This window comes from Nonomuraea sp. NPDC050556 (assembly GCF_044457355.1).
GTDB lineage: Bacteria > Actinomycetota > Actinomycetes > Streptosporangiales > Streptosporangiaceae > Nonomuraea.
Genome location: NZ_JBITGU010000002.1, coordinates 266,056 through 289,082 on the forward strand (window position 1 = coordinate 266,056; position 23,027 = coordinate 289,082).

Here is a 23,027-nt window from a genome sequence, read left to right on the forward strand (position 1 = left end):
CCCAGAGGAGCCACAAGAGTGAACCCCAGACTCAAGTTGGGGGCTGCCGCCCTCCTGGCGTTAGTCCTCACCACCACAGGCGCCACCAGCGCCGTAGCACAGACCGACCCGCCCACCCCGCAGGAACACCGGAACGCCGTCTCCGCAGCGGTCGGCGCCCTGGCCGCGAACTCCCAGAGTCTGCTCACCGCCGACCAGGACCAGTACACGCTCACCAACTCCGTCGGCGGCCCGCGCGGGCTGCAGTTCCTCACCTACGCACGCACCCACGCGGGGCTGCCCGTCTACGGTGGTGACGTCGTCGTCGCCACCGACGAGTCCGGCTCGGTCGTGCAGAACATCACCACGGGCCAGCAGGCCAAGCTCCAGGTCGACACCAAGGCCACCGTGTCCTCCGCCGCGGCCACCGCCGTCGCCAAGGCGCAGCTCGCCAGGGTCGACACCGCAGCCGCGCCCACCCTCGTCGTGCACGCGGCCACCGCCAAGCCCCGCCTGGCCTGGGAGGTGCTCGTCACCGGCGCGTCCGCCCACGGGCCGAGCGTCCTGCACGTGTTCGTCGACGCCAAGACCGCCAAGGTCATCGACACCGCCGACGAGGTCCGCGAGGGCACGGGCAACAGCTTCTACAACGGCAACCCGGTGACCATCGACACCACGCCGTCGTACTCGATGCGCGACTCCACGCGGCCCGGCATCCAGTGTGGCGGCCAGGACGGCCAGGTCTACACGGGACCGGACGACAACTGGGGCAACGGCTCCGGCACCAACCTGGAGACCGCCTGCGTCGACGCGCTGTTCGCCGTGCAGAAGGAATGGAACATGCTGCGCGAGTGGCTGAACCGCAACGGCATCAACGGTTCAGGCAGCGGCTTCCCCATCCGCGTCGGCCTGGCCGACGTCAACGCCTACTGGAACGGCAGCTACACCAGCTTCGGCCACAACCAGGCCAACAACCAGCAGGCCACCCCGATGGACGTCGTCGGCCACGAGTTCGGCCACGCCATCTTCCAGACCTCGGGCAGCGGCGGCTCGGGCAGCGGCAACGAGACCGGCGGGCTCAACGAGTCCACCGGTGACATCTTCGGCGCGCTGACCGAGGCCTACGCCAACGAGCCGGCCAACCTCGACCCGCCCGACTATCTCGTCGGTGAAGAGGTCAACCTGGTCGGCCAGGGCCCGATCCGCAACATGTACAACCCGTCGGCGCTCGGCCACCCCAACTGCTACACCGGCAGCTTCCCCGAGGTGCACGCCGGGGCCGGACCGCAGAACCACTGGTTCTACCTGGTCGCCGAGGGCACCAACCCGTCGGGCAAGCCGGCCAGCACCCGCTGCGACAACGGCGCGGCGATCACCGGCATCGGCATCCAGAAGGCCGGACAGGTCTTCCAGACGGCGCTGAACATGAAGACGATCCCCTGGACGCACGGCAAGGCGCGGCTGACCACCCTCCAGGCGGCCAAGCAGCTGTTCCCCGGCTCCTGCGTCGAGTTCAACGTGGTCAAGAACGCGTGGAACGGCGTCAGCGTCCCGGCGCAGGCCAACGAGCCGACCTGCCAGTCGACGGGCAACGACTTCACCGTCGCGCTGGACCCGGCGACGGGCACCGTACAGCCCGGCGGGTCCGCCACCTCGACGGTCAGGACCACGGTCACCAGCGGTAACGCGCAGTCGGTCTCGCTCAGGACCACCGGGACCCTCCCGGCCGGCGTGACCGCGACCTTCAGCCCGCCCACCATCCAGTCCGGGCAGACCTCCACGCTGACCCTCAGCACCACCTCGGCCACGCCGAACGGCAACCACACGATCAACGTGCTGGCCGACGGGGCCGACGTGGACAAGCAGACCGCGTTCTCGCTGACGGTCGGCACCGTGGCAGACGACTACTCGATCTCGGTCAACCCGTCGTCCGCTACGGTCCAGGCGGGCGGGTCGACCAGCGCCACGGTCGGCACCCAGGTCACCTCGGGGCAGGCGCAGCAGGTCGCGCTGAGCGCCACCGGCCAGCCGGCCGGCGTGACCGTGACCTTCTCGCCGCAGACGATCACCGCCGGACAGTCCTCGACGGTGTCGATCGCGACGACGGCCAGTGTCGCCGCAGGTCAGTACCCGATCTCGATCAACGGTGACGGGACGAGCGCCGACCACGCGACGACGTTCACGCTGACGGTCGGGTCCGACCAGGGCACGACCTGGAAGCCGTGGACGGCCTACGCCACCGGGGCCGTGGTGACCTACCAGGGCGTCAGCTACCGCTGCCGCCAGGGACACACCTCACAGCCTGGCTGGGAGCCGCCCAACGTGCTCGCGCTGTGGCTGCCCATCTAAGGAGACCCTGCTAGGGGCGGGCGCCCGGTTCTCACTTCGTGGAGTGGGAACCGGGCGCCCTTAGGTTTTCCCGCATCCTGAGCAGCAGGGCCGTCGCCTGGTCCTTCTCCTCCTCGGTGAAGCCGTCGAGCAGGCGGGCCCCGACCTTGCCGTAGAGCGGCATCACCCAGGGCAGCAGCGCCTTGCCCGCCTCCGTCGGCACGACGACGCTGGAGCGGCGGTCGTCGGGATTCGCCTCCCGCGTCACGAGCCCCTTGGCCACCAGCCGGTCGACGAGCCTGGACATGCCCGCCGTGTCGGTGCCGACGAGCTGGGCGAGCTGGATCTGGGTGTTCTCCCCCAGCGCGACCCGCATCAGCACCGCCCCCTGCTGGGTCGTGAGCCCGAGCTCGTCGAGCTCCGCCTCCAGTGCCGTACGCAGCAGCCGGGCGAGCTGCGGGATCAGGGAAGGAGCTGCCTCACCAAACATGTCTAGACAATAATTGTCATGACAGCTAATCTCAAGCATATGCGGATTTCGATCATCGGAGGTGGCATCGGCGGACTCTGCCTGGCGCAGGGCCTTCGCGCCAAGGGCATCGACGCCACCGTGTACGAGACCTCCCCGCGCCCCCTCGACCAGGGATGGCGCCTCACGCTCAAGGAAGAGGGCACCAGGGCGCTGCGCGCCTGCCTGCCCGGCGACCTCTACGCCCGCGTCCTGGACAGCGCGATCCGGCCGGCGACACGCATGGCCTTCATGGACCACCGGCTGGTCCCCAAGTTCGTCAAGCCCATACCGCCGGTCGAGGGCCACATCGGCATCAACAGGACCGTGTTGCGCTCGATCCTGGCGACCGGTCTGAACCTCCAGATCCGGACATGCGCCTCATTCGACGGCCCTACAGCTCATTTCACCGACGGGACCTCGGCCACCGCGGACCTGCTGGTCGGCGCGGACGGCACCGACTCCGTCGTACGCCGCCAACTCCTGCCCACCGCCGCCCTGGACGACCTCGGGAGCGCCGTCTACGGGGTGACCCCGTTCGAGACGCTGGACGGCGTGCCCGACCTGCTGGTGGACACGTTCAACCGGATCACGGGGCCGGACGGCTCCGCCGTGTCGATCGCGACGTGCCGCCCCGGCGACTACTTCACCTGGACCCTGACCGGCACCCTCACGGACGACTGGCACCCTGCCGTACGGAAGATCATCGCCGATGCGACGACGACGTTCCCGATCAGGCTCCGCAGCGCGCGGCCCGTTTCCTCGTGGGACGTGGCAGGTGTGACGCTGCTCGGAGATGCGATCCACACCATGTCCCCGGGACGCGGCGAGGGCGCCAACACCGCCCTGCGCGACGCCCGCCTGCTGGTGGAAGCGGTGCTTTCCGGGGATGTGCGAGGGTATGAGGAGGAGATGCTGCGCTACGGCTTCGCCATGGTGGCCGCCTCCCGCGAATCCCCTTTTATGCGCACATGACAGGAGGCCGGGGTGGGCGAGACGACCGTTGACGAGGTGATGGCCGAGCTGGCCGAGCTCGGGGACCCGAGGTCCCGCGAGATCAACGAGAGGCATGGCGACGACCACGCCGTGAACCTCGGCAACTTGCGCGCCCTCGCCAAGCGCCTGAAGACCCAGCAGGATCTCGCCCGCGAGCTCTGGGCGACCGGCGACAGCGCGGCCAGGCTCCTGTCCCTTCTCATCTGCCGCCCCAAGTCCTTCGACCGCGACGAGCTGGACACCATGCTGCGCCAGGCCCGCACCCCCAAGGTGCAGGACTGGCTGGTGAACTACGTGGTGAAGAAGCACCCGGCGGTGGAGGAGCTACGCCTGGCGTGGTTCGCCGACCCGGATCCCGTGGTCGCCAGCGCCGGTTGGGCCCTGACCACGGAACGCGTCACTAAGCGGCCCGAGGGCCTGGACCTCCCGGCGCTGCTCGACATCATCGAGGCCCGGATGAAGGACGCCCCTGACCGCCTGCAGTGGGCGATGAACCACTGCCTGGCCCAGATCGGCATCGACCACCCCGCGCAGCGCAGCCGGGCGATGGACATCGGCGAGCGGCTGGAGGTCCTCAAGGACTATCCGACGCCCCCGGGCTGCACGTCCCCGTACGCCCCGATCTGGATCACCGAGCTGGTCCGCCGCCAACTCCCGGATAAATCGCGATAAAGGGCAAGGAAGGGACACGCGGGACGGGCGAACTTCTCGGCAAACAGTGCCCTCTCTGCGAGGCAATGCCCGAAATAGGCGGATGAATCCCCTTTAGGCTCCCCGGAAGCCAACAAGGAGGTGCTCACCCGCGTGTCGTCCGACCCCGTTCTCATCGCCGCACTCGTCGCCGTCTGCATCGTGGCAGCCCGCCTGCTGACCCGCCGTCTCCGCCTCCCGCCCACCGTCCCGCTCGTCCTGCTGGGCCTCGTCATCGGCGCGCTCCCCTGGGTCCCGCGGGTGGAGCTCGACCCGCAGTTCGTGCTCGCCGTACTCATCCCGCCGATCATCTACCACCACGCGGCCCACAGGAGCGCCCCTAGGGAGGCCCGAGCCGTCCTCGGTCCCATCACGGCGGCCGGGATCGGCCTCACCCTGGTCACCGCGGCAGCCGTCGCCGCCGTCGCGCGCCTCCTGCTCCCCGAAGTTCCCTGGGGCGCCGCCCTGGCGCTCGGCGCAGCCGTGGCCCCCACCGACGGCCACGCGCTCGTCCGGCTCGGCCACCGGCCCCTGCTGCGCGGCGAGAGCCTGATCGGCGAGGGCGTCGCGCTGGTGTTGTTCGCTGTGGCGCTGGAGCAGATGGAGCAGGGCGTCGACGTCTGGCACGCCACCGCCCAGCTCGCCGGCGCGATCGCAGGAGGGGCCGCGCTCGGCGTGGCGTTCGGCTGGCTGGTCGTACGGATGCGCCGCTTCGCCAAGGACCCCGGCACGCTCCTGGTCCTCTCCCTGGCCACGCCGTACGCTGCGCACTTCAGCGCCGAGCACCTCGGCCTGTCCGCCCCGCTGGCCACCGTGGCCGCCGGGTTCTACGTCGGCGCACGCGGCCGCGACCTGCACACCCCGGCTCGGGCGACCGAGCGGATCAGCTGGCAGGTGCTGGTGTTCCTGCTCGGCGGCGCGATAGCCGTACTCCTCGGCCTCGAACTGCGCGACCTGCTCGCACCCACCTCGGGACTCCCGCTCGGCGCGGTCGCCCTGGCCACGGCGGCCGTGCTGGTGATCGCGCTGGCGCTGCGCTGGGTGGCCGGGCTGGCGATCTGCCGCGACATGCTGGCCGGGTTCACGCTGGGCGGCTCGCGCGGCGCGGTCACGCTGGCCCTGGCGCTGGCGATCCCGGCGGTGACCGGGCGTTCTGCGCTGGTGTTCGTGGCCGCCGCCGTCGTGCTGTGCAGCGGCCTGGCCCTGCTCGCGCTGAGCCCGGCGGCAGAGGAGCGGCCGGTCGAGGAGGAGCGACGGGCCAGGCAGTCCGCGGTGTCCGCCGCGATCAGGCGGCTCGACCAGGTGGCCGGACGGCTGGGTTTGGACCGCGGCACGATCTGGGCGCAACGCCAGGTGCTCACCCTGGAGGCGAACTGCGGCGAGCTGCGCGACCTGCGCAGCGAGCTGGCGATGGCCCAGCGGGAGACGCTGGGTCAGTTGTACGCCGAGGGCACGATCGGCGCAGGCACCCTGCACACGCTCACCGAGGAGATCGATCTGCGTGATCCGCACTCGACGACTTCACCTTGACCCGCCGTGACGGCTAGGCTTGCCGTGACACCGATGAACCCGTGCGGGAGAGTGTCCTGGCATCCGGCCAGGACCCCTGAAGGAGCAAGCCCTCCCCGCAAACCTCTCAAGGCAAAGGACCGTACGGGCCAGGGTGACCTCTGGAAAGCAGGCCTTGAGGGTCTCGCCGAAGGTGAAAGTCCGGCCAAAACTCCGGGCGAAACTCTCAGGCATCATGACAGAGGGGGAGGATCCTGGCATCCGACCCTGCCTCTGAGGTGCGAACACATGGCACGACCGACACCGCTGCGAGACGTACACGAGAGTCTCGGCGCGACCCTGACCGACTTCGCCGGCTGGCTGATGCCGCTGCGCTACGGGAGCGAGTCAGCCGAGCACAACGCCGTCCGCACCGCGGCCGGGCTGTTCGACCTCTCGCACATGGGCGAGATCTTCGTGACCGGGCCGCAGGCGGGCGAGGCGCTCGACTACGCGCTGGTCGGCCACCTGTCGGCGCTGGCGCCCGGCCGCGCCCGCTACACCATGATCGTGAACGAGGCCGGCGGGGTGCTGGACGACCTGATCGTCTACCGCCTGGCCGACGAGGAGTTCATGGTCGTCGCCAACGCCTCCAACTACGAGCTCGTCGCTTCCGAGCTGCTCGAGCGGGCGAAGCCGTACGACGCGGTGGTCGATGACCGCTCGGAGCAGTACGCGCTGATCGCCGTGCAGGGGCCGCGCGCCCAGGAGATCCTGGAGACGCTGACCGACGCCGACCTGGCGGGGCTCAAGTACTACGCCGGGCTGCCGGGCCTGGTCGACGGGCGCGAGGCGCTGATCGCGCGCACCGGATACACCGGTGAGGATGGGTTCGAGCTGTTCGTCGCCAACCAGGACGCCGTTCCGCTGTGGAACGCGCTGCTCGCTGCGGGCTCGGGTTTCGGCCTGATTCCGGCAGGTCTGTCCTCCAGGGACACGCTCAGGCTGGAGGCGGGCATGCCGCTGTACGGCAACGAGCTCAGCACCAGCCTGACCCCGTTCGACGCGGGGCTGGGGCGAGTGGTGAAATTCGACAAGCCAGGCGACTTCGTGGGCAGGGCGGCCCTTGAGCCTCTCAAGGACATCCCGCCCACGCGCCGCCGGGTGGGTCTCGTCGCGCGGGGCCGCAGGGTTCCGCGCCACGGATACCCGGTTGTCGCTGATGGTCAGGTGGTCGGCGAGGTCACCAGCGGTGCGCCTTCCCAGAGCCTGGGCAAGCCCATCGCGATGGCGTATGTCGACAATGGGGTAAATGAAGGTCTGGCCGTGGACATCCGGGGCAGCCATGAGGCAATGGACCTGGTTGAGCTGCCTTTCTACAGGAGGAAGTAAGTGAGCAACATCCCTGACGACCTGAGCTACACCAAGGAGCACGAGTGGGTCGCCGGCATCGACGACGGCCTGACCGTGACGGTGGGCATCACCGCCTACGCCGCTGAGGCGCTGGGCGACGTCGTCTACGTGCAGCTTCCCGAGGTCGGCGCCACCGTCGAGGCGGGCGACTCGATCGGCGAGGTCGAGTCGACCAAGTCGGTGAGCGAGATCTACGCCCCGGTCGGCGGCGAGATCGTCGAGGTCAACCAGACCGTCGTGGACACGCCTGACCTGGTCAACAACGACCCGTACGGCGAGGGCTGGATGTTCCGCGTCCGGATGACGGGCGACCCCGAGGACCTGCTGTCCGCCGAGGAGTACAACGCCCTCACCTCCGGCGAGTCGTAGAATTACGGCCGGGGCCGTTATAAGGCCCCGGCTTCCCCCATAGCGCGAAGGGCGCACATCAATGGCGATCAGCGTCTTCGATCTCTTCAAGATCGGCATCGGACCGTCGAGCTCGCACACCGGCGGCCCGATGGCGGCCGCCCACAAGTTCGCCCGCGGCCTGTCCGACGACAACCTCCTTTCCGGGGTGGCTCGCGTCGAGGCCATCCTGTACGGCTCGCTGGGCCTGACCGGCAAGGGCCACGGCAGCGACAAGGCCGTCCTGCTCGGCCTGTCCGGCGAGAAGCCCGAGCTGGTCGACGTCGACAGCATCGACGGCAGGCTCGCCGAGATGCGCGCTTCCGGAACCATCAAGCTGTACGGCACGCACGAGATCCCCTTCGTGGTCGGCGAGGACCTCGTCTTCGAACGCAAGATCTCCCTGCCTGAGCACCCGAACGGGATGCGTTTCACCGCTTTCGCCGCCGACGGGTCGGTCGTGCGGGAGAAGGTGTACTTCTCGGTGGGCGGCGGCTTCGTCGTCGACGAGAACGCCACGGGCGCCGACCGCATCAAGCCGGACGACACGGTCCTGCCGTACCCCTTCGCCTCCGCCGAGGAGCTGCTCAAGCACTGCTCCAACACCGGGCTGTCGATCTCGGGGCTGATGCTGGAGAACGAGAAGGCCTTCGGCCGCACCGAGGCGGAGATCCGCTCCGGCATCTGCGAGCTGTGGGACGTCATGTCGTCCTGCGTGGAGCGCGGGATCGCCAAGGAGGGCGTGCTGCCCGGCGGTCTCAAGGTCCGGCGGCGGGCCCACGGGTTGCACCGGAGGCTGCAGGTGGAGTCGCCGGAGAAGGACCCGCTGCAGACGATGGACTGGGTGTCACTGTTCGCCCTAGCGGTCAACGAGGAGAACGCGGCAGGCGGCCGAATCGTCACCGCCCCGACGAACGGCGCAGCCGGCATCGTGCCCGCCGTACTGACGTATTACAAACGTTTCACCCCAGCACCAACAGACGACGGAATCGTCCGTTTTCTGCTGACAGCAGCCGCCATTGGCGTCCTCTTCAAGGAAAACGCCTCCATTTCCGGCGCCGAGGTGGGCTGCCAGGGCGAAGTGGGCTCAGCCTGCTCGATGGCCGCCGCGGGCCTGACCGAGGTATTGGGCGGCACCCCGGAGCAGGTGGAGAACGCGGCGGAGATCGGCATCGAACACAACCTGGGCCTGACCTGCGACCCGATCGGCGGATTGGTCCAGATCCCGTGCATCGAACGGAACGCGGTGGCGTCCATCAAGGCCATTACCGCGGCGAGAATCGCGTTGCGGGGGGACGGCAAGCATTTCGTCTCGCTGGACAAGGCGATTCATACAGTCCGCACTACTGGTGCGGACATGTCCAGCCGCTACAAGGAGACCGCCCGTGGCGGCCTCGCCGTCAACGTCATCGAGTCTGACGCCTTTGAGGAGCTAGAGATCGGCGTGAACGTCGTCGAGTGCTGATGCTACTTGGGAGGCGCTGAAAGCTTCCCAATCCGCACCAATACCGGAACCGCTTCAGACCGGGGCTCTTGCTGCAAGCTTTGACCGCCCAGCGCTAGCGCTAGAGCCTCCGGGTCTCGAATCTCATCCGAGAGCCCTATCGCCAAGTCATACGCCTGCCGAAGACTCCCCAGGAAGAGCCTCAGCTTTGGCTCCTTCGTCTTCCGCTCGACCACGGTAACCCTGATGGTCACCGAGTGCTCCCGCAGGAACTGCCCACGCTCATCCACCGTCCACGACTCATAGACAGACCTGAGAGTCTCGTCGGAGGCGACGAACCGCACCTCAGAGGGCCGCGACGGCATCTCCTCCAGAACCTCCTTGCGAGCCTCTCGATCCTCAAGCTGCTCAAGGGTGATCTGGGCCGCTAGAGAGCCTGGCTTCACCCTTGCCAGGTTCCCAGCAAGATTGAGAATCTCCTCCTCGATGATCGCCAACTCTTCAGAGTGATCTTCACCGGGGACCAACTGCCGACGCATGCGGGGCCTGTCCCCGAACAGGCCCAGCAAGATCTTCCAAATCTCCTCCTCAAGGACCTCAGCATTGACCATCGAGTTCGCGCAACGCCCCTCCTTGTTCTCGTAGGAGGAGCATCGGTAGTAGCGGCGTGGACCCGACTGGAAGTGATGCAGTTTGAGCCCGCACACGTCGCACCAAGCCACATCATGCAGCTCAGACACACCGCTGCGGTTTTGAAGCTTCTTCCGAGAAACCTGGTCAAGGCGCTCTTGAAGTTCCAGCCACTCCGCCCTCGTCATGAGCGGCTCGGCCTTGGCAATCACCAGACCGGTCTGTTCGCTTCGGAGCGTGCCGTTGCCCACTGTCTGATACTCGCCCAGCAGTGTTCGGGAGCGGAGGAGTTGGATCAGGTTGGCGGTGGCCCATTTGGTGCCCTTCAGCGGTTTCATAGTGCGGAGACGATGCGCGTCCGCAGGAGAAGGGATGCCTGCCTCGTTGAGCGATTCTGCGATGCGCCCAAGGGCTTCCTTCTTCACGACGACTCTGGACACGATGTCGCGGATGACTGCCGAGGTCTCCGGGTCGATTTCCAGGTACGTCCCATAGATCCCGTTCCGGACCTCTTTGATCGGACGGTATCCGTATGGGGCGATACTGCCTCTCCATCGGCCTTCCTGAATGGCTTGGCGCTGCCCGTCCAGGGTCTTGGATCGAGTCAGAGTCCATTCCCACTCGGCGACGACAGCTAGGATCTTCGCCGCGACCACGCCAGCCGGGGTAGTGAGGTCAAAGCCTTCGTCGATGAAGACCAGGGCAATGCTTTGAGCCTCTGACCACCTGATCAGGGCGAAGAAGTCCTCAGCGTTCCGGCAGATGCGGTCGAGCCGCGACACCACGAGGATGTCGAACTTGTGTGGCTGGGCGAGCCACTTCCCAAGCTCTGGGCGATCCCAAGGTGAAACGGTCTTCCCGGAGACATCACGATCAACCGCGATGTCGATAACGTCGGCGTCGTAAAGCTCCGCCCACCCATGGATCTTCTTGGTCTGGATCTTCGGGGATGTGCTTTCGTCCCGCTCTCTCGACTCTCGAACGCCACCAACCACTCGCTTCCGACGCTTGGCCGCTTGAGGCCCAAGCGAGACTCGGGTCTCACTACGCATGCGAACCTTTCTGCTGATGTCTGCCAACGCGAAAGGGCCCCGGCATGGCCAGGACCCTTTCGCGCACAAGTGAGTGGTCGGGGCTAGAGCACAGCGTCTGCTAGGCCGATCTCGACCCCGGCATCCACCAAGAGCACGGCCCACTCGATCTCATCGACGTGGACGCGGATCTTGCCCGTAGGGGCCACTTCCACACGGCGGACTAACGCGCTGACTTCACCGAGGCTTGGCCCCGCCCACAGGACGATGTCGTCGCCAGGTTTTAGGTCTTCCGCCTTCATTGGCCTTCTTCCTTCTTCCTCTTGATGGGTCCGGCTGTCGTCAGACTGGCTGGGAATAGGGCTTGGGAGAGCTTCCTCAGCACGGTGCGCGGCTCTCCTCGTACCTGGCGTTGACCAGGCCCTCGAAGGCTCGGGTGGCACGGAGATAGCGGGCGGCCGACAGGGCGTCATCGATGGCCTTGCCCCAGGCGCGGACGGCCTGTCGCCGCCGCTCGATCGACTGCTCGAAGTGGTCGCCGTACCGCAGGATGTCGCCGTGGAAGATGTAGACCTCCGAACCCAGGTTCCAGACCAGGGCGTTGACGGCTGCGCAGGCGCAGGCGATGGCGTCGATGTCGGCCATGTGCCAGACGTAGTCAGCCGGATCGCCGCCCAGCCGCTTGATCTGCCGGGCGGTGGCCCGGATCATGCCGCCGCTTCCAGCGGTGGGCTCGCCCAGCGTGGAGCCCTTGTCGGGCAGCTCCCTCATCTTCATCTGTGCCATGAGCTCGCACACATCGTGAGGGGTGTGATACTCGCCGAGTCCCTTGCGTGCACCACGCGAGCGCAGCTCGGTGATGACGAAGCTCAGAATGTCGGTGTCGAGCCCCTGGAAGGACTTGAGCCGGGAGCGCACTGCGGCGCGGGCCACGGCCTTGGCAGCCTTCATCACCTCCGGGCTGGGGTCGTCCAGCCAGCTCGTGATGGGGCGAGCGACGTCGGCCAGGTGCGGGTGCTGAAGCCACCAGTGCCCCCACACCCTTCGCAGCAGCTTGACGAACTCCTCGTCGCTCATGTCGGGCAGCTCTTTGAGCACGACGGGGCTGGTAACCAGGAGCGAAGCAACCACGCCGATCGGGATCTCGATCCCGCCCGTGCCGTGGTAGCCGTACCAGGTCTCACTGACCGCTTCCGCGATCGTGTACTCGGGTCTCATATGACCTTCCGTGCCGTAGAAAGAGCAAAGCCCCGGCCGGATGGCTCGGGGCGGAAAGGCTTAGCTGGAGTTACTCGTAGGCCAGGTGCACGAAGCACTCCACAGCCGTGCGGCGATTCGGGAAGTAGCGGGTGCGGTGCGGGTCGGGGCTCGCCCCGAAGTGGGAGCGCTGGACGAACCAGCGCCCGGAGCCTCCGGCCACAATGAAGGTCACCGTTCCCGCTCCCCGGATGTCGCGGTCGGCCTGCTCGAAGTACCGGACTCTCGCGCCCTTACGGTCCTGGGGGATGTTCGGCTTCCAGGCCAGCCCATCGGGCGTATAACTCACAGTCGGTACTTCTCGGTATCGGCTTGGCCGTCGTCGACGAGCCGGTTGTAGCGGGTCGCCAGGAGGTCGATCAGCTCGGTGAGCTGTTCGGGCGATACCTGGATGGTGGTCTTGGCGTAGAAGCCCAGGCCGAAGTTCTTGACCTCGATCTCAGTGATGCGCGAGTCGTAGTCCCAGATCTGGATGGCTTGGGTGATCTCCTCACCGGTCAACTGGTTGCGTTCCATGCGTCGTCCTTCTTTCTTCTTTCTGGGGGTGTCCTCTACGCGGTCGCGAGCAGTCCGTCCCGGACTTCAAGCTCGACCACCGCGTGATCAGCGGCTTCGACGAACTCGGCGGGCAGCGCCTCTGGCTCCTGCTTGGGCTTACGAGTACGGCTGCGCCGCTTGGGCTGCTGGGGCTGAGCTGGGACTCCGTCGGCGGCCGGCAAACCCTCGGTCTCCACCCGAGGCTCATCTGACTCCGCTGGCTCAACCCAGGTGTAGAGCGTGGCCGGACGTCCTCCCTCGGAGCGCATCTTGGTCTCGACCACGAACGGGCTGGCCTCGGTGATGGCACGCAGCTCGGCCGCACGCACCCTCTGGAACCTGCGCTGGACCTCCGACGAGGTCGCGCCCTCCTCTCCGGCCTCCTGGATGAAGGCCAGGACGCGGGCCGGGATGTCGTTCCCGGACGCTTCGGCCTCGGGCAGGGTGTAGGTGACCGTCTCAACCATGTAGGTGATCAGAGCCAGAGCCGCGTCGAAGTCGGCGACCGTGACCTCGGTCCGCGTCTCGGCCAGGGCATACAGCCCCGCCAGGCGGATCATGTAGGCCATCGCTCGCTCGGTGTATTGGCCTAGCTGCTCGTTGCCGGTCGTGAGGGCATCGCAGATCTCGCGGTGCTTGGACTCGAAGACCCTGGCCACCTTGTCAGGAACCTTGATCTCGGTGACCTCCTGCGCGAAGTTCACGATGCGTCGGAGCTTCGCGCCAAGGCGCTCGATCGCCTGATCGGCGTTCTTCTCACCGAAGACAGGCAGCTTCTTCGACTGGATGACCCAGACCGGGAAGAAGCGGTTGTACGTGCCACCCGTGGCATCCTTACTGCCGGAGATCGCACCCCAGTTGCGCGGTTGGATGTGTCCAACCACGGCCACGTGCGGCTTCTTGATGACCAGATCCGTCTGGCTGGTCTTGTGGCTGATGCCCGCGCCGTCCCATGCCTTACGCAGGTAGGTGCCGATCTTTGTGTCTCGGCGGGCGTTGGCGATGAAGGTGTCCATCTCTTCTTCGATGAACATCACCGGAGCGGTGACACCACGGATCGACCTCTCGGTCAGCTCGGCCGCGAACCCCAGGCCGGTCGCGGGGCAGCCGTACACGACGCAGGCGTCAGCGAAGCCGCCCAGACCAGACTCAATGACCTTCATTGCCATGCCGGTCGCGGTGCCCTTACGGCCCGCGCCGGTCGGGCCGACCAGGATGGGCCAGAAGGACAGGGGCATGGCCCCCTTGCCGGTCCCTACGGTGGGGATGCTGCCGATTGAGGCGCTGAAGCCGGACAGCAAGGTGACGAGGACTCCGACCTTCGAGCCCTCGGTGTAGTTGTCCAGCTCGTTGACGATGTCGCCGAGTGGGCCGGTGAACATCGCCGCGTCCGCTTGGGGCATCTCGTTGGTGAGCATGCCGATGTCTCCTTAGGGGTTTCAGGTGATCTCTTTTGAGATGAGCTGATAGAGGTTCGGCAAGAGATCCCCACGCTGGGCGGGGGGTCTCAAGCCCAGCCACTAGCGCTCGACGGGCAACAGGGGCATGACCTTGACTTCGGCGATGTCCCGCTCGTGACAGCAGTCGAAGTTGCTGTCGTTGCACTCGTCGATCCAGAGGTCTTCGTTGTCGATGAGGTAGTCGAGGAGCGCGTTGCTGTCACCCAGCACCTCGGGCATGAGCTCGTCCAGGTCCTCGGGATCAAGGCAGAACTCGTAGGTCACGGTCTCTGTGACGCGCATCTTGATGCGCTGCTCGATCACGCGATCACCTCGAAGTCCTGGCTCAAGTTCGAGATGTCGCTCTTGAAGCTGCCGACGTGGTAGACGAGATCGTCGGCCTTGCCAGGGCTTTTGATCTCCTCGAAGGCGCTTACGCAGTAGTCACCGACCTTGCGCATGGCGGCCTCGTAGGATGCGGCAACCACGGCCAAAGGGGTGCAGCCGTCGTAGGGCGCTGACCAGTCGAAGATGTACGTATCCACACGCTTCCAATCTCTGTTTTGGGTGCTTGGCTAAGTGGTCAGTAGGAGCTGAAGACGTGTCCGTTGGAGGAGATCCAGTGGTCGCTCTCCCAAGCGACGGCGTCCACCTCCAGGCAGAACCCGGACGGGACCTCGAAGCTCTCGTCCTGCTCTTCGAGGAAATGCCAGGCGTAGTCCTCGATCGAGTTGAACTCTCCGCAGTAGACGTCACGGAAGTGCTTGGCAGCCTCCTCGATGTGGTCCACTCCCCCGACGTAGGCGAGGAAGTCTCCGAACGCCTGGCGCTCGCTCTCGTGGACCTCGACGAGCAGCTCGTGAACCTTCCAAACCGTGTCGAGGCCCACGTACTCCCAGAACGTGATCCCGAACTCCGACTCGACATCGCCCAGGATCAGCTCTTCGGCGTCGCCGGTCGCCTTGCGCACCTTGGCGCAGAAGTCGTCGTAATTCACGCAGGCATCAAGGTCGGTCCAGTCCCCTACGAGGTTGCCGCCGACGTACTCGGCGAGGTTCCAGAAGTGGATGGAGATGGTCGACCTGTTGAGCGTCGTCAGCATGGTGCTGGCCTTTCCGTATCAGGTTGGGGTACGTGCCCAGGCCGGGAATCGAACCCGGCCTGCGATCACCAGATCTGGGCTGCCTTACTCGGGGCAGACGTGGTCCAAGGCATTGCTGACCAGACACTCCAGCCAGTCGCCGTCTTCGATCTCGTAGAGAACGGCGGCGCAGGTGGCGCACTTCATCTGAAGGCCCCCGTCGCCGACAAGGGGAGACTCCTCGAAGACCATGTCCTTGATCTGGTCGAAGATCTCGGATCTGGCCCCTTCACTGAGGGCCGTCACTCCTCGTACCTCCATCGCGTCACCATGAGCCCGTATCGCCCCTTCTGGTCGAAGACCTCTTGGGCGTGCACGGCTGATTCCACGGCCTCGAAGCTGTGGCGCTGGTGATGGTCAGTGAAGGTCACGTAGCCCTCGAAGTCACCGTCTTCCCGACCGATCACAACCACTCGTACATCGACGTACGGATTGACCAGCCGATGCGTCACCGCCGATAGGTCAATCTGGTTGAGCACCGAACAGCCGGTGATCTGGAAGTGTCGTTCGGCGTGGCTCCGCTCAGCGTGGATGACCAACGTGGGCGTTGAGCCGTTCGGCTTGTGAAGCACACCGAAACCCCGCAATCCGCCGTACGTCAGCTCGGCGGCGAAGACTTGTCTGCCGGGGAGGTCGAGGTGGGAGATCTCCCGCTCGACCTTGATCAGGCGCTCGAAGCCGTCTCGTACGACGGGTCGTTCCCCGTCGTAGTAGGTGACGCGAAGATCAGTCATCAGGCTCCCCACCTGCTGGTTCGGTTGCCGTCCTCATCGAAGGCCAGCTTGGTGCTGCCGTAATGAACTGCTTCACGCCACCGGTCGGGCGTGTCAGCCCATCCGTGCTTGGTGAGCGTGTAGACCCCGCCTGCTGGCGAGAGGATTACAAGGTCGCCCATACGGGCCTCCCTAGCTGTAGAAGTGCTCCTCGGCGTAGGCGACGACCTCGGTCTCCGCGTCATCGCGGGTCTCCTGGTCGGCGCACAGAACCTTGTGGCCGTCCCAGGCGTAGGCCCACCACATCTCGTTGCCTTGGCTGTCGATGAACCAGCGGACCCAGCCGACGCGGTCAGCACCCAGGAAGACGGGCTCACGGGGACCGCGCTCTTCGATCACGGTCAGTCCTCGGGCCGGTTGTTGCGGATGTAGTCGGCGAGCGTGCCGTAGGTGAGGCCCTTGATGGTCACCTCAACCTCGACTCCGCCCGGCCCCCAGGTGCACACCCACAGGCCGTCGCCGTCCAGCTCTCGGATCTCCTTCAGAAGGAAGTCCTTGCTGTGCTCGGTGTCCCACAGCTTGGCCATCTGGCCGGGATAGAAGATCTCGTATTCCTTGCCGTGCATCCCATGACCTCCTGGTCTGTTGGGGATGGATGCGTGCCTCTGGCCTGGTCGTGAACCATCGCCATCCGAGATGGCGCCAGGGCTGGTGCGCCTAGAACAGAGGAAGCTGGTCGGGGTGGACCCACGTGCGGGGCTCGTCCGGGTAGTCGGCGGCCATCCACACGCCCAAGATCTCCCTGCCGAATTCCACATCCAGCTCGGAGAACTCGACATCCACGTGACCGGCCGATACCGCCTTGCGGGCCATGACTTCCAGGAACGGCATGTCGAAGATGCCGGGCATGGTCACGTCCCGATGGCCTTCGGCCTCAACCCAGATGTCGGCCTCGCGGAGGGCGTCCCAGAAGTCGTCCCGGTGCTCGGACAGATCAACATCCAGCCCGAGCTTCTTCTGGATCTCAGCCTCGATGTCGGATCGAATCCAGGAGTCCCATCCGGCCACTGCCCTCTCCTGGATGAGGGCGCTGTTGTCTTCCTCGTCGTACAGCGGGTACTCGTACTTCAGGCCGGCGAGGGTCTTGGCCAAATCCACCGCGGCTTCACGGTTCTCGCCGTTGCCGAACGTTCGGGCATCGATGCACAGCCCGTAGGGGCTGTGCCACGAGTAGTGGGTGTAGTCCTCCAAGAGCTGGAGGTAGTCCCGAGCCAGCGACCGCTGGTTCGACTCGGTGACGTCACTTCCGGAGTAGTCCGACCCCTGCCACGGGCCGTGAAGTTCCAGGAGCGTGTCCGCCTCCAGGGCCGTCATCAGCCGGTCGAAGCTGATGATCTCGGCGTCCATCAGGAGCGTGAATGCTTCGTTGTGCTCAAACCAGTTCGGGACCACGGTGAAACCCGAGTGGGAGATCTTGGGCATGGTGAACCTCCTCATGCAGGGGGAAGGGTGAGTGCGACTGCGCAACTCAGGGCAGGAGCCCCGGCAAGGCGGGGCGCGAGCCGCAATCGGCAGGCGTTATCGGGCACCGACGAGAGAGGCGAACACGTCGCCCTCGATCGCAGTTATGGCCTGCTTGTGGGTGCGTGGCTTCTCGTCCAGGTGCACATATCCCCTGGCTCGTACGACCAGGGCGTACCAATGACCGTCATCCCCCACGTAGGCCATCCCGGCAGGGTGGCCGTCGTAACGGACCTTGACGGAGACGAACGGCTCGACCTCGTAGACGAACATGGGCCTCACACCCTGGCCAGGGACACAGCGCCCCTGATCTGGTTGGCAGCCCGAGCGAGTCGTCCCGCCGTGTTGGCAGCCTGCTCGCCCTTCTCGGGCATCCGGCGCTCGGCGTAGTCCACGGACTCGAACATCTTGATCTCGGCCTCTTGCATGATGATGCGATCAAGCTCGTCATAGGTGCTCTCATCGAGCGTGATCGTGACAGTTACCCATGCCATGTTTCTACCAATCTATGTTTTCGGGTCAAAAAAAGACCCTAGATCACGAACCCCATGCCATGCTCCTGGAGGAGCTGCTTCGCAAGCTCTTCCATCTCCCCATTCCTCACACCCCGAGCCCGAATGAGCTGGTCGAAGAGCTTTGACGCATAGACGCACTGCAAGCCGTATCCGGTGACTCGCTCATCACGGATATCGACCCTGCACCCGCAGGTCAGATCGCGGGTCACCTTCTGATACTTCTGCCGCACCGCCATTACTGGCCTCCTTCGTTACGATCCAAGGGCCACACCTATGTGTGACCCCAAGACCGCCGCCGAAGCGACGAATTCGGATCAGTAGGCCATCAAGCCCGTGCACTCTCGCGGTCTACCCACGCAAGAGTGATCAGATCGAATGCCGCATAGGCATTTTCACGAGTTCCCACATAAGTTACCTCACCCTCCGGCCCCGCAAACAGGGCGTATCCGTGGAACTCGTTCTCAACCAGTCCGTGAATGGTCAGGCCCTTGACTTCACCAATCCCGTTCATCATGACGAGATTGCCATTGTCGACGGGGTAGGCGCACGGGTCGAATGAGAGCATGATGCTCACCCTCTCGGGTCTTGCGGCTCATCCTGCATGAACCGCTTGGCGCGTCTCCCGGATTCGCACCGGGCGAGAGCCCCTTTGTCGGGCTAGACGCTGACTGGCTTACTCGCTGTACTTCAGGTACGCCGCGTAGGCGGACTTACAACCCCGGTCATACGACGGGAGGCGCTTGCCTACCCTGCCGTCCCCAAGGACGGCCTTCATGTACTTGGCGGCTGTCTTGCGGTCATACCCGCAGGCCACGTCCCCGTCGTTCCACGACGCGTTCGTATCTCCCTGCCACAGCACCGCATACGCCTTCAACGTCGGCTTGGCCGACTCCGCAAACGCGCCCCCGGTCATCCACGCTCCGTAGAGCGCAATGAACGCAACCGCGATGGAAAGCTTGCGGATCATGTGCACCATTCCAGTTGTGAGAGAGGAACCGCGCCATTCACGATTCCACCCCCACCGCCGAAGCGATGGTTCGGATGCGGGAAACCACTCCCGCACCACGTTTTCGTACTCTCCGCCGTATCAGGTACGGAGAGGCCACCCCTCGCATGGGGTGGGTTGCACTTTCTAGCGTCTCTAGTGCTAACGACATTGCGCACGCTTTGGACGACTTGCCGGACTCTGCCTAGGTCGGGTCGTCCGCCTAGGGCCATGAAGCGACTCTCGTCTCTCGCGTCGCGGAGGCATTAATCACCCCGCCGCGCCCTCTATGAAGTTCTCAAGTGCGGTCCCCGTAGGGTCCGTTAGCCGGTAATGGGCGGCGGTTTCTCCGGACTGCCCCGGAGAAACAGGGTCCTGATGCTGTGTCGCGTCAGTGACCGTGAAGGGTCTTTGTGCGTCCCGCCTTTCGGCGTTTCGCTTGCCGCAACTCTAGTGACTGATTCCCGTTTCTACAACTCTCGGTTTTCAGGGCCTAGAGTTGGCCGCTTGCTTCACACTCCCCCACACTCTGGCGGGTTCGTCGTGCTCGGCTTGCGGCCCAGGCCACTGTAACCGAGATTGGCAGTTGCTGGCAACTGCCCACCTCTTGCGGCATCCGGTTCACATTCGCCCTGGTCACTTGCATGACCGGGGCTAGCGCTGCCCGGTGTCGCCAGCGTTGCTGGCGACGGGGCAAACTCTGCCCGAGATTGGTAGCTACGTCAACACCGAGATTGGAAGTCGGACGCTAGCAGGGGAAATGTCATTCAGAAGGCGCATACCCCATGCGCCTAGAGCGGGCTTGGTGGGTCACTGTGCCCGACTCACAGCGCCACGCACACAAGGCCAGCCATGGGCACAGCGCAGCGCCACGGCCACGCACACAAGGCGTGGCAGGCAAGGCACTCAAGCCGTGGCGCGACTGCGAGCGTGCGAGCACAGGACGCAAGGGTGAGAGCGGAGCGTGTGCGTGAACTGTGTTCACAAGTGAGATGAGGGTATGTGGTCATGCGAGAAAGAAGTAAGAAGGGCTTGACCTGCGACTTCCTTCTTTCTGCACATGGCATCGAATCGTGGTCTGCCCCCGTTCGCACTGCTCACATGGAGTGGGGGGGTACCTACGTTCACGCTCGCGTGAGCCCGGTGGTCCTGCCTCGCCCGATCAAGTACAGGTCTGAGAACGGGTCCGGAGGGACCTGACAGCCTCCTGCAGTCCCATCCGAGAAATGGGCTAGCAGCATGCCCTATCGCAGCTCAGGAGGCACGTCAGGGCCTCCCGCCGGGTACCGGCGGATGGACCTATGGGCCTCGCGGCTGGACCCCGAAACTGCTCCTGGAAAGCCAAAAACCCGCAGCTCGCCGGCTGCGGGTCAGGTGTTGGGAGCCGCACCCAGATGGGGCACAGAAAGGCAGAAGTTGCTACATGCTGGGCCTGGGCGCCTCTCGCTCGCCACTCAGCACGGCGTAGACGTCGTTTGCGACATCATCTACCAGGTGGTGCAGTTCGCTCGGCACCCAGTAGGCAATGGTGATCACCTCGTCATCGAAGTCAGTGATCGCATAGAGGATCGTGCAGGCCGTAAGCCAGCGCAGCATCAGCTCGGGGTGCGGGGCCAGTTTCATCTCCGCCCCGATCTTGACCTCAGTTACATAGACGTAGCCGTCCTCGAACTGTTCCCGCAGGGCGTACCCAGAGTATGCGAGTGCGCAGGGCGTCTCAACGGGGTCACGCATTGAGCTCTGGAGGCCCCTAGCGGGCCCCACGGTCAGCTTCAGCAGATCCTTCACACAGCTGTTTTACAGGAAAGTATGTTACCTAATGTCCCTTGCGCCCGATTCAGGGGTAACGGACAGGTAGATCTTTTAATTCTCATCTAATTGACGCGAAGCATCTGAGGGCTCAGTTATCCCCGTCCTCCAGGACGTTGGGCGAGCCGGCCTTCTTCCACTGCTGCTCCACGGTGAAGCTGATCCGGCCCGTTTCGGGCACCTCGATGCCCTCTCTCACGGCCCAAGCGCGCATCTGTGCGGCCTTTCCGCTCCCCGAACGGTCTCGCTGGCGCCTGGCAGGCTCGATCTTGGGGGTCGTCGGGGCACTGAGCAGGTCAGCACCCTGGTTGATCGTCTCCCAAGCCTTCAGGAACGCCTTCTGGTCCTTCTCGCAGAGGTCGTTCTCGCGTTTCTTGCCGTCGAGGCCCGTCCACTCGTTGTGGTGAACGGGTTCCCCATGGGTCGGCGGGGCTGCATCGTCCCAATTGCACACGATGAAGGTCCGCCTGGCCACTGTTCCTCCAGCGATGGGGGTGAGGAAGAAGAAAGAAGGCCCTTCCCTGGGGCCTTCGGGCAGAAGGTTACCAAGAAGGGCCATCAAAGGCTCTTCGGAGCACTTCATGTGCGCAGGCCCCCGCCGACCTACCCATAGGGACGACGGGGACCGCGCCATCCGCGACCAATGGTCCTCGGGGGAAGGGTTCCGAAGGCCCTCACCTGGTCGCGTGTCCTCAGGTGAGCCTGCTCTGACGCTCCAGGCCGGGGACAAGGCTGTCCAAGGTGCTTCCCACCAGGCCCAGAACTCTGCCCTTGTCGTATTGCGCCTGGGTGAGGTGGAAGTCCTTGCGGACGGCGGCAACGCCGATGGCGAGCCTGGGCAGGAACTCCCAGGCCGGGTACTTCGCCTGAAGCTCTTCAAGCGTCATGTGTCAGCCCGCTCTACGTGTGGTGGCACCAGGCCGGCGATTGCGCCGCTGCCTGGTTGCCTGCTCGATTGGGGTAACCCCGTCTGCCTGCGCAATCCGCTTGCGTACGTCGGGCGCCTCCTTGCCGCACACCACGTTCACCTTGTCGGCCTGTGCGACCAGCCTGAGGGCGATGAAGCCCCCGCCCGCACCGTCAATCACGATCCAGCCCTGGATTTCAAACGGTTGGGGAGCGTCCCAGGTCATGCCTCATCACTCCACGGCGATGGCTTCAACGAACTGTCCGTTCCGGTAGATCCACCGCTCAACCCGAAGGAACTCGGGCACCAGGGGTTGCCCGTTCCGCAGCGTTAAGTGGACGTACTGGACCGTTGTGACTCTTGCGGTTGCCGAGGTCATGAATCGAACGTAGGGCGGCTCTCACCTGGGGCTCAACGAACCTGTACGAACTTGTACGCCAATCTCAGTACAGGGCTTCGATGGCGTTCGTGATGAGGGTTCGAGCGGCCTTGCCGTGCACGGCAGACGAGACCAGCTCGTTGAACGCCTTCACGTACAGCGCGATCTCGCGCGGCTGGGTGATGGTGACGATTGCCGTGGTCAGCTCGATGGAGACGTTCACGTCGCCGTACATATGGAAGGTCTCTGAAGCGTGCTGTGACCGGCTGGCCATCCAAGGAATGATCCCGAGCGAGATGTTCGGCTGGCGCATGACGGTCAGGATGTAGCGGAGCTGCTCGCGCATGATGTCGTTGGAGAAGATCCGGTTCCTCAGCACCGATTCCTCCATGACCATGACGCAGGTTCGTCGACCGTCAGCCAGGTACTGGCGACGGGCCACTCGCATCTTCACGCCTTCCTCGATGTCGGTGTTTCCGGCCTCGTGGAACTCGTTGAAGTAGGTCATGACGGCCCGCATGTAGTCGGGCGTCTGGAGGGGCCAGAGCATGAAGTTGGAGCTGTAGAAGCGGTACAGGGTGTTGTTCTCGTACAGCTCCAGGCCCAGCTCCTGAAGCCTTCTCTGGCTGCGCTGGACCCGGCGCCATTCGACGTAGGCGTCGGCGGCGTTGCGGCTGGCGGCGATCAGGTTGGGGATTTCCTCGGGGACTCCGCAGATCGTGCACCAAGTGCGGATGTCGGCGTCGGAAGGCGGCGTGCGGCCTCCGGTGAGGCGCGAGCATTTGGTCTCGTCCCAACCAGCTTCCCGTGCCAGCGCCCGAGCGGTCAGGCCAGAGTCACGCAGGATCTCGCGCAGCCGGTGTGCGATTGCCTGGCGTGCTTGCTGGGCGCTGGAGGACGGTGATGTGGCCACGTGCGATCGAGCGGTCT

33 protein-coding genes and 1 riboswitch are annotated in these 23,027 nt (G+C 65.2%); of the genes, 7 read left to right on the forward strand and 26 right to left on the reverse strand.

The window, feature by feature from the left end; genetic code table 11:
• The first annotated feature begins 18 nt into the window (after window positions 1-18).
• Window positions 19-2,328 (forward strand): M4 family metallopeptidase, encoded by a 2,310-nt coding sequence (locus tag ACIBG8_RS19300; RefSeq protein WP_397344199.1) that lies wholly within the window; start codon window positions 19-21, stop codon window positions 2,326-2,328.
• Window positions 2,329-2,359: 31 nt separating this feature from the next.
• On the opposite strand, the gene ACIBG8_RS19305 is transcribed toward ACIBG8_RS19300, so the two are convergent.
• Window positions 2,360-2,797, reverse strand: coding sequence for a MarR family winged helix-turn-helix transcriptional regulator (locus tag ACIBG8_RS19305; protein ID WP_397344200.1), 438 nt, complete (start codon window positions 2,795-2,797; stop codon window positions 2,360-2,362).
• Window positions 2,798-2,836: 39 nt separating this feature from the next.
• Between ACIBG8_RS19305 and ACIBG8_RS19310 the strand changes: the two genes are divergently transcribed.
• From ACIBG8_RS19310 to ACIBG8_RS19335, 6 genes are all read left to right on the forward strand, one after another.
• Window positions 2,837-3,790: an FAD-dependent oxidoreductase gene (locus tag ACIBG8_RS19310; protein WP_397344201.1), complete on the forward strand. Its 954-nt coding sequence runs from the start codon at window positions 2,837-2,839 to the stop codon at window positions 3,788-3,790.
• Between the two features lie 39 nt (window positions 3,791-3,829).
• On the forward strand, window positions 3,830-4,483 hold the full coding sequence (locus ACIBG8_RS19315; RefSeq protein WP_397346144.1) for a DNA alkylation repair protein: 654 nt from the start codon (window positions 3,830-3,832) through the stop codon (window positions 4,481-4,483).
• Between the two features lie 132 nt (window positions 4,484-4,615).
• Complete coding sequence (locus tag ACIBG8_RS19320; protein ID WP_397344202.1) at window positions 4,616-6,031, forward strand: cation:proton antiporter; 1,416 nt, start codon at window positions 4,616-4,618, stop codon at window positions 6,029-6,031.
• 34 nt (window positions 6,032-6,065) lie between these two features.
• A riboswitch (glycine riboswitch) is annotated at window positions 6,066-6,163 on the forward strand.
• Window positions 6,164-6,298: 135 nt separating this feature from the next.
• A complete protein-coding gene (gene gcvT / locus ACIBG8_RS19325) occupies window positions 6,299-7,381 on the forward strand; it encodes a glycine cleavage system aminomethyltransferase GcvT (RefSeq protein ID WP_397344203.1) in 1,083 nt (360 codons plus the stop codon).
• Window positions 7,382-7,771 carry a glycine cleavage system protein GcvH gene (gene gcvH, locus ACIBG8_RS19330; protein WP_397344204.1) on the forward strand — a complete coding sequence of 130 codons (390 nt, stop codon included), beginning with the start codon at window positions 7,382-7,384 and terminating at the stop codon, window positions 7,769-7,771. It begins immediately after the preceding gene.
• Window positions 7,772-7,832: 61 nt separating this feature from the next.
• On the forward strand, window positions 7,833-9,254 hold the full coding sequence (locus ACIBG8_RS19335; protein WP_397344205.1) for an L-serine ammonia-lyase: 1,422 nt from the start codon (window positions 7,833-7,835) through the stop codon (window positions 9,252-9,254).
• A gap of 2 nt (window positions 9,255-9,256) precedes the next feature.
• Here the strand turns inward: ACIBG8_RS19335 and ACIBG8_RS19340 are convergent, their stop codons facing one another.
• The 25 genes from ACIBG8_RS19340 to ACIBG8_RS19460 all read right to left on the reverse strand — a co-directional run bounded on the left by ACIBG8_RS19340 (window position 9,257) and on the right by ACIBG8_RS19460 (window position 23,010).
• A complete protein-coding gene (locus tag ACIBG8_RS19340) occupies window positions 9,257-10,915 on the reverse strand; it encodes a recombinase family protein (protein ID WP_397344206.1) in 1,659 nt (552 codons plus the stop codon).
• Between the two features lie 83 nt (window positions 10,916-10,998).
• Entirely contained in the window at window positions 10,999-11,196 is a 198-nt protein-coding gene (locus tag ACIBG8_RS19345; RefSeq protein ID WP_397344207.1) for a hypothetical protein, read from the reverse strand.
• Between the two features lie 76 nt (window positions 11,197-11,272).
• Window positions 11,273-12,112: an N-6 DNA methylase gene (locus ACIBG8_RS19350; RefSeq protein WP_397344208.1), complete on the reverse strand. Its 840-nt coding sequence runs from the start codon at window positions 12,110-12,112 to the stop codon at window positions 11,273-11,275.
• Window positions 12,113-12,182: 70 nt separating this feature from the next.
• Window positions 12,183-12,440 (reverse strand): hypothetical protein, encoded by a 258-nt coding sequence (locus ACIBG8_RS19355; protein WP_397344209.1) that lies wholly within the window; start codon window positions 12,438-12,440, stop codon window positions 12,183-12,185.
• Complete coding sequence (locus ACIBG8_RS19360; RefSeq protein WP_397344210.1) at window positions 12,437-12,667, reverse strand: hypothetical protein; 231 nt, start codon at window positions 12,665-12,667, stop codon at window positions 12,437-12,439. The genes ACIBG8_RS19355 and ACIBG8_RS19360 overlap by 4 nt, the downstream gene beginning before the upstream one ends.
• 35 nt (window positions 12,668-12,702) lie before the next feature.
• Window positions 12,703-14,106 carry a DUF3987 domain-containing protein gene (locus ACIBG8_RS19365; protein WP_397344211.1) on the reverse strand — a complete coding sequence of 468 codons (1,404 nt, stop codon included), beginning with the start codon at window positions 14,104-14,106 and terminating at the stop codon, window positions 12,703-12,705.
• A gap of 102 nt (window positions 14,107-14,208) precedes the next feature.
• Complete coding sequence (locus tag ACIBG8_RS19370) at window positions 14,209-14,451, reverse strand: hypothetical protein (protein ID WP_397344212.1); 243 nt, start codon at window positions 14,449-14,451, stop codon at window positions 14,209-14,211.
• Window positions 14,448-14,672, reverse strand: a complete 225-nt coding sequence (locus ACIBG8_RS19375; RefSeq protein WP_397344213.1) for a hypothetical protein — start codon at window positions 14,670-14,672, stop codon at window positions 14,448-14,450. Before ACIBG8_RS19375 ends, ACIBG8_RS19370 begins: the two co-directional genes overlap by 4 nt.
• Window positions 14,673-14,710: 38 nt before the next feature.
• The gene (locus ACIBG8_RS19380; protein WP_397344214.1) at window positions 14,711-15,229 is read right to left on the reverse strand and encodes an antirestriction protein ArdA; all 519 of its coding nucleotides are present in this window, start codon (window positions 15,227-15,229) and stop codon (window positions 14,711-14,713) included.
• Window positions 15,230-15,313: 84 nt separating this feature from the next.
• Window positions 15,314-15,529, reverse strand: coding sequence for a hypothetical protein (locus ACIBG8_RS19385; RefSeq protein WP_397344215.1), 216 nt, complete (start codon window positions 15,527-15,529; stop codon window positions 15,314-15,316).
• Complete coding sequence (locus ACIBG8_RS19390; protein WP_397344216.1) at window positions 15,511-16,014, reverse strand: hypothetical protein; 504 nt, start codon at window positions 16,012-16,014, stop codon at window positions 15,511-15,513. Before ACIBG8_RS19390 ends, ACIBG8_RS19385 begins: the two co-directional genes overlap by 19 nt.
• Window positions 16,002-16,163, reverse strand: coding sequence for a hypothetical protein (locus ACIBG8_RS19395; protein ID WP_397344217.1), 162 nt, complete (start codon window positions 16,161-16,163; stop codon window positions 16,002-16,004). The genes ACIBG8_RS19390 and ACIBG8_RS19395 overlap by 13 nt, the downstream gene beginning before the upstream one ends.
• Before the next feature lie 10 nt (window positions 16,164-16,173).
• Window positions 16,174-16,380 carry a hypothetical protein gene (locus ACIBG8_RS19400; RefSeq protein ID WP_397344218.1) on the reverse strand — a complete coding sequence of 69 codons (207 nt, stop codon included), beginning with the start codon at window positions 16,378-16,380 and terminating at the stop codon, window positions 16,174-16,176.
• A 2-nt stretch (window positions 16,381-16,382) separates the two neighbouring features.
• A complete protein-coding gene (locus ACIBG8_RS19405; RefSeq protein ID WP_397344219.1) occupies window positions 16,383-16,607 on the reverse strand; it encodes a hypothetical protein in 225 nt (74 codons plus the stop codon).
• Between the two features lie 91 nt (window positions 16,608-16,698).
• A complete protein-coding gene (locus ACIBG8_RS19410; RefSeq protein WP_397344220.1) occupies window positions 16,699-17,463 on the reverse strand; it encodes a hypothetical protein in 765 nt (254 codons plus the stop codon).
• A 96-nt stretch (window positions 17,464-17,559) separates the two neighbouring features.
• The gene (locus tag ACIBG8_RS19415) at window positions 17,560-17,775 is read right to left on the reverse strand and encodes a hypothetical protein (RefSeq protein WP_397344221.1); all 216 of its coding nucleotides are present in this window, start codon (window positions 17,773-17,775) and stop codon (window positions 17,560-17,562) included.
• A gap of 5 nt (window positions 17,776-17,780) precedes the next feature.
• Entirely contained in the window at window positions 17,781-17,996 is a 216-nt protein-coding gene (locus ACIBG8_RS19420) for a hypothetical protein (protein ID WP_397344222.1), read from the reverse strand.
• 38 nt (window positions 17,997-18,034) lie between these two features.
• Window positions 18,035-18,253 carry a hypothetical protein gene (locus ACIBG8_RS19425; RefSeq protein WP_397344223.1) on the reverse strand — a complete coding sequence of 73 codons (219 nt, stop codon included), beginning with the start codon at window positions 18,251-18,253 and terminating at the stop codon, window positions 18,035-18,037.
• Between the two features lie 89 nt (window positions 18,254-18,342).
• Window positions 18,343-18,582, reverse strand: coding sequence for a hypothetical protein (locus ACIBG8_RS19430; RefSeq protein ID WP_397344224.1), 240 nt, complete (start codon window positions 18,580-18,582; stop codon window positions 18,343-18,345).
• A gap of 108 nt (window positions 18,583-18,690) precedes the next feature.
• Window positions 18,691-18,984, reverse strand: a complete 294-nt coding sequence (locus ACIBG8_RS19435; protein ID WP_397344225.1) for a hypothetical protein — start codon at window positions 18,982-18,984, stop codon at window positions 18,691-18,693.
• Window positions 18,985-20,421: 1,437 nt separating this feature from the next.
• On the reverse strand, window positions 20,422-20,790 hold the full coding sequence (locus ACIBG8_RS19440; protein ID WP_397344226.1) for a hypothetical protein: 369 nt from the start codon (window positions 20,788-20,790) through the stop codon (window positions 20,422-20,424).
• Window positions 20,791-20,902: 112 nt separating this feature from the next.
• Window positions 20,903-21,370 carry a histone-like nucleoid-structuring protein Lsr2 gene (locus tag ACIBG8_RS19445; RefSeq protein WP_397344227.1) on the reverse strand — a complete coding sequence of 156 codons (468 nt, stop codon included), beginning with the start codon at window positions 21,368-21,370 and terminating at the stop codon, window positions 20,903-20,905.
• A 133-nt stretch (window positions 21,371-21,503) separates the two neighbouring features.
• Window positions 21,504-21,698 (reverse strand): hypothetical protein, encoded by a 195-nt coding sequence (locus ACIBG8_RS19450; protein ID WP_397344228.1) that lies wholly within the window; start codon window positions 21,696-21,698, stop codon window positions 21,504-21,506.
• Window positions 21,699-21,701: 3 nt separating this feature from the next.
• On the reverse strand, window positions 21,702-21,944 hold the full coding sequence (locus ACIBG8_RS19455; protein ID WP_397344229.1) for a hypothetical protein: 243 nt from the start codon (window positions 21,942-21,944) through the stop codon (window positions 21,702-21,704).
• A gap of 217 nt (window positions 21,945-22,161) precedes the next feature.
• The gene (locus ACIBG8_RS19460) at window positions 22,162-23,010 is read right to left on the reverse strand and encodes a helix-turn-helix domain-containing protein (protein WP_397344230.1); all 849 of its coding nucleotides are present in this window, start codon (window positions 23,008-23,010) and stop codon (window positions 22,162-22,164) included.
• Window positions 23,011-23,027 lie beyond the last annotated feature (17 nt).

Excerpts from the sequence above, each read along its gene's own strand:
- ACIBG8_RS19305 (WP_397344200.1), bottom strand. The coding sequence starts at position 2,797 with ATGTTTGGTGAGGCAGCTCCTTCCCTGATCCCGCAGCTCGCCCGGCTG.
- ACIBG8_RS19310 (WP_397344201.1), top strand. The coding sequence starts at position 2,837 with ATGCGGATTTCGATCATCGGAGGTGGCATCGGCGGACTCTGCCTGGCG.
- ACIBG8_RS19315 (WP_397346144.1), top strand. The coding sequence starts at position 3,830 with ATGGCCGAGCTGGCCGAGCTCGGGGACCCGAGGTCCCGCGAGATCAAC.
- gcvT (WP_397344203.1), top strand. The coding sequence starts at position 6,299 with ATGGCACGACCGACACCGCTGCGAGACGTACACGAGAGTCTCGGCGCG.
- ACIBG8_RS19335 (WP_397344205.1), top strand. The coding sequence starts at position 7,833 with ATGGCGATCAGCGTCTTCGATCTCTTCAAGATCGGCATCGGACCGTCG.
- ACIBG8_RS19340 (WP_397344206.1), bottom strand. The coding sequence starts at position 10,915 with ATGCGTAGTGAGACCCGAGTCTCGCTTGGGCCTCAAGCGGCCAAGCGT.
- ACIBG8_RS19345 (WP_397344207.1), bottom strand. The coding sequence starts at position 11,196 with ATGAAGGCGGAAGACCTAAAACCTGGCGACGACATCGTCCTGTGGGCG.
- ACIBG8_RS19350 (WP_397344208.1), bottom strand. The coding sequence starts at position 12,112 with ATGAGACCCGAGTACACGATCGCGGAAGCGGTCAGTGAGACCTGGTAC.
- ACIBG8_RS19360 (WP_397344210.1), bottom strand. The coding sequence starts at position 12,667 with ATGGAACGCAACCAGTTGACCGGTGAGGAGATCACCCAAGCCATCCAG.
- ACIBG8_RS19365 (WP_397344211.1), bottom strand. The coding sequence starts at position 14,106 with ATGCTCACCAACGAGATGCCCCAAGCGGACGCGGCGATGTTCACCGGC.
- ACIBG8_RS19380 (WP_397344214.1), bottom strand. The coding sequence starts at position 15,229 with ATGCTGACGACGCTCAACAGGTCGACCATCTCCATCCACTTCTGGAAC.
- ACIBG8_RS19385 (WP_397344215.1), bottom strand. The coding sequence starts at position 15,529 with ATGGAGGTACGAGGAGTGACGGCCCTCAGTGAAGGGGCCAGATCCGAG.
- ACIBG8_RS19395 (WP_397344217.1), bottom strand. The coding sequence starts at position 16,163 with ATGGGCGACCTTGTAATCCTCTCGCCAGCAGGCGGGGTCTACACGCTC.
- ACIBG8_RS19405 (WP_397344219.1), bottom strand. The coding sequence starts at position 16,607 with ATGCACGGCAAGGAATACGAGATCTTCTATCCCGGCCAGATGGCCAAG.
- ACIBG8_RS19410 (WP_397344220.1), bottom strand. The coding sequence starts at position 17,463 with ATGCCCAAGATCTCCCACTCGGGTTTCACCGTGGTCCCGAACTGGTTT.
- ACIBG8_RS19415 (WP_397344221.1), bottom strand. The coding sequence starts at position 17,775 with ATGTTCGTCTACGAGGTCGAGCCGTTCGTCTCCGTCAAGGTCCGTTAC.
- ACIBG8_RS19420 (WP_397344222.1), bottom strand. The coding sequence starts at position 17,996 with ATGGCATGGGTAACTGTCACGATCACGCTCGATGAGAGCACCTATGAC.
- ACIBG8_RS19425 (WP_397344223.1), bottom strand. The coding sequence starts at position 18,253 with ATGGCGGTGCGGCAGAAGTATCAGAAGGTGACCCGCGATCTGACCTGC.
- ACIBG8_RS19430 (WP_397344224.1), bottom strand. The coding sequence starts at position 18,582 with ATGCTCTCATTCGACCCGTGCGCCTACCCCGTCGACAATGGCAATCTC.
- ACIBG8_RS19435 (WP_397344225.1), bottom strand. The coding sequence starts at position 18,984 with ATGATCCGCAAGCTTTCCATCGCGGTTGCGTTCATTGCGCTCTACGGA.
- ACIBG8_RS19445 (WP_397344227.1), bottom strand. The coding sequence starts at position 21,370 with ATGGCCCTTCTTGGTAACCTTCTGCCCGAAGGCCCCAGGGAAGGGCCT.
- ACIBG8_RS19450 (WP_397344228.1), bottom strand. The coding sequence starts at position 21,698 with ATGACGCTTGAAGAGCTTCAGGCGAAGTACCCGGCCTGGGAGTTCCTG.
- ACIBG8_RS19455 (WP_397344229.1), bottom strand. The coding sequence starts at position 21,944 with ATGACCTGGGACGCTCCCCAACCGTTTGAAATCCAGGGCTGGATCGTG.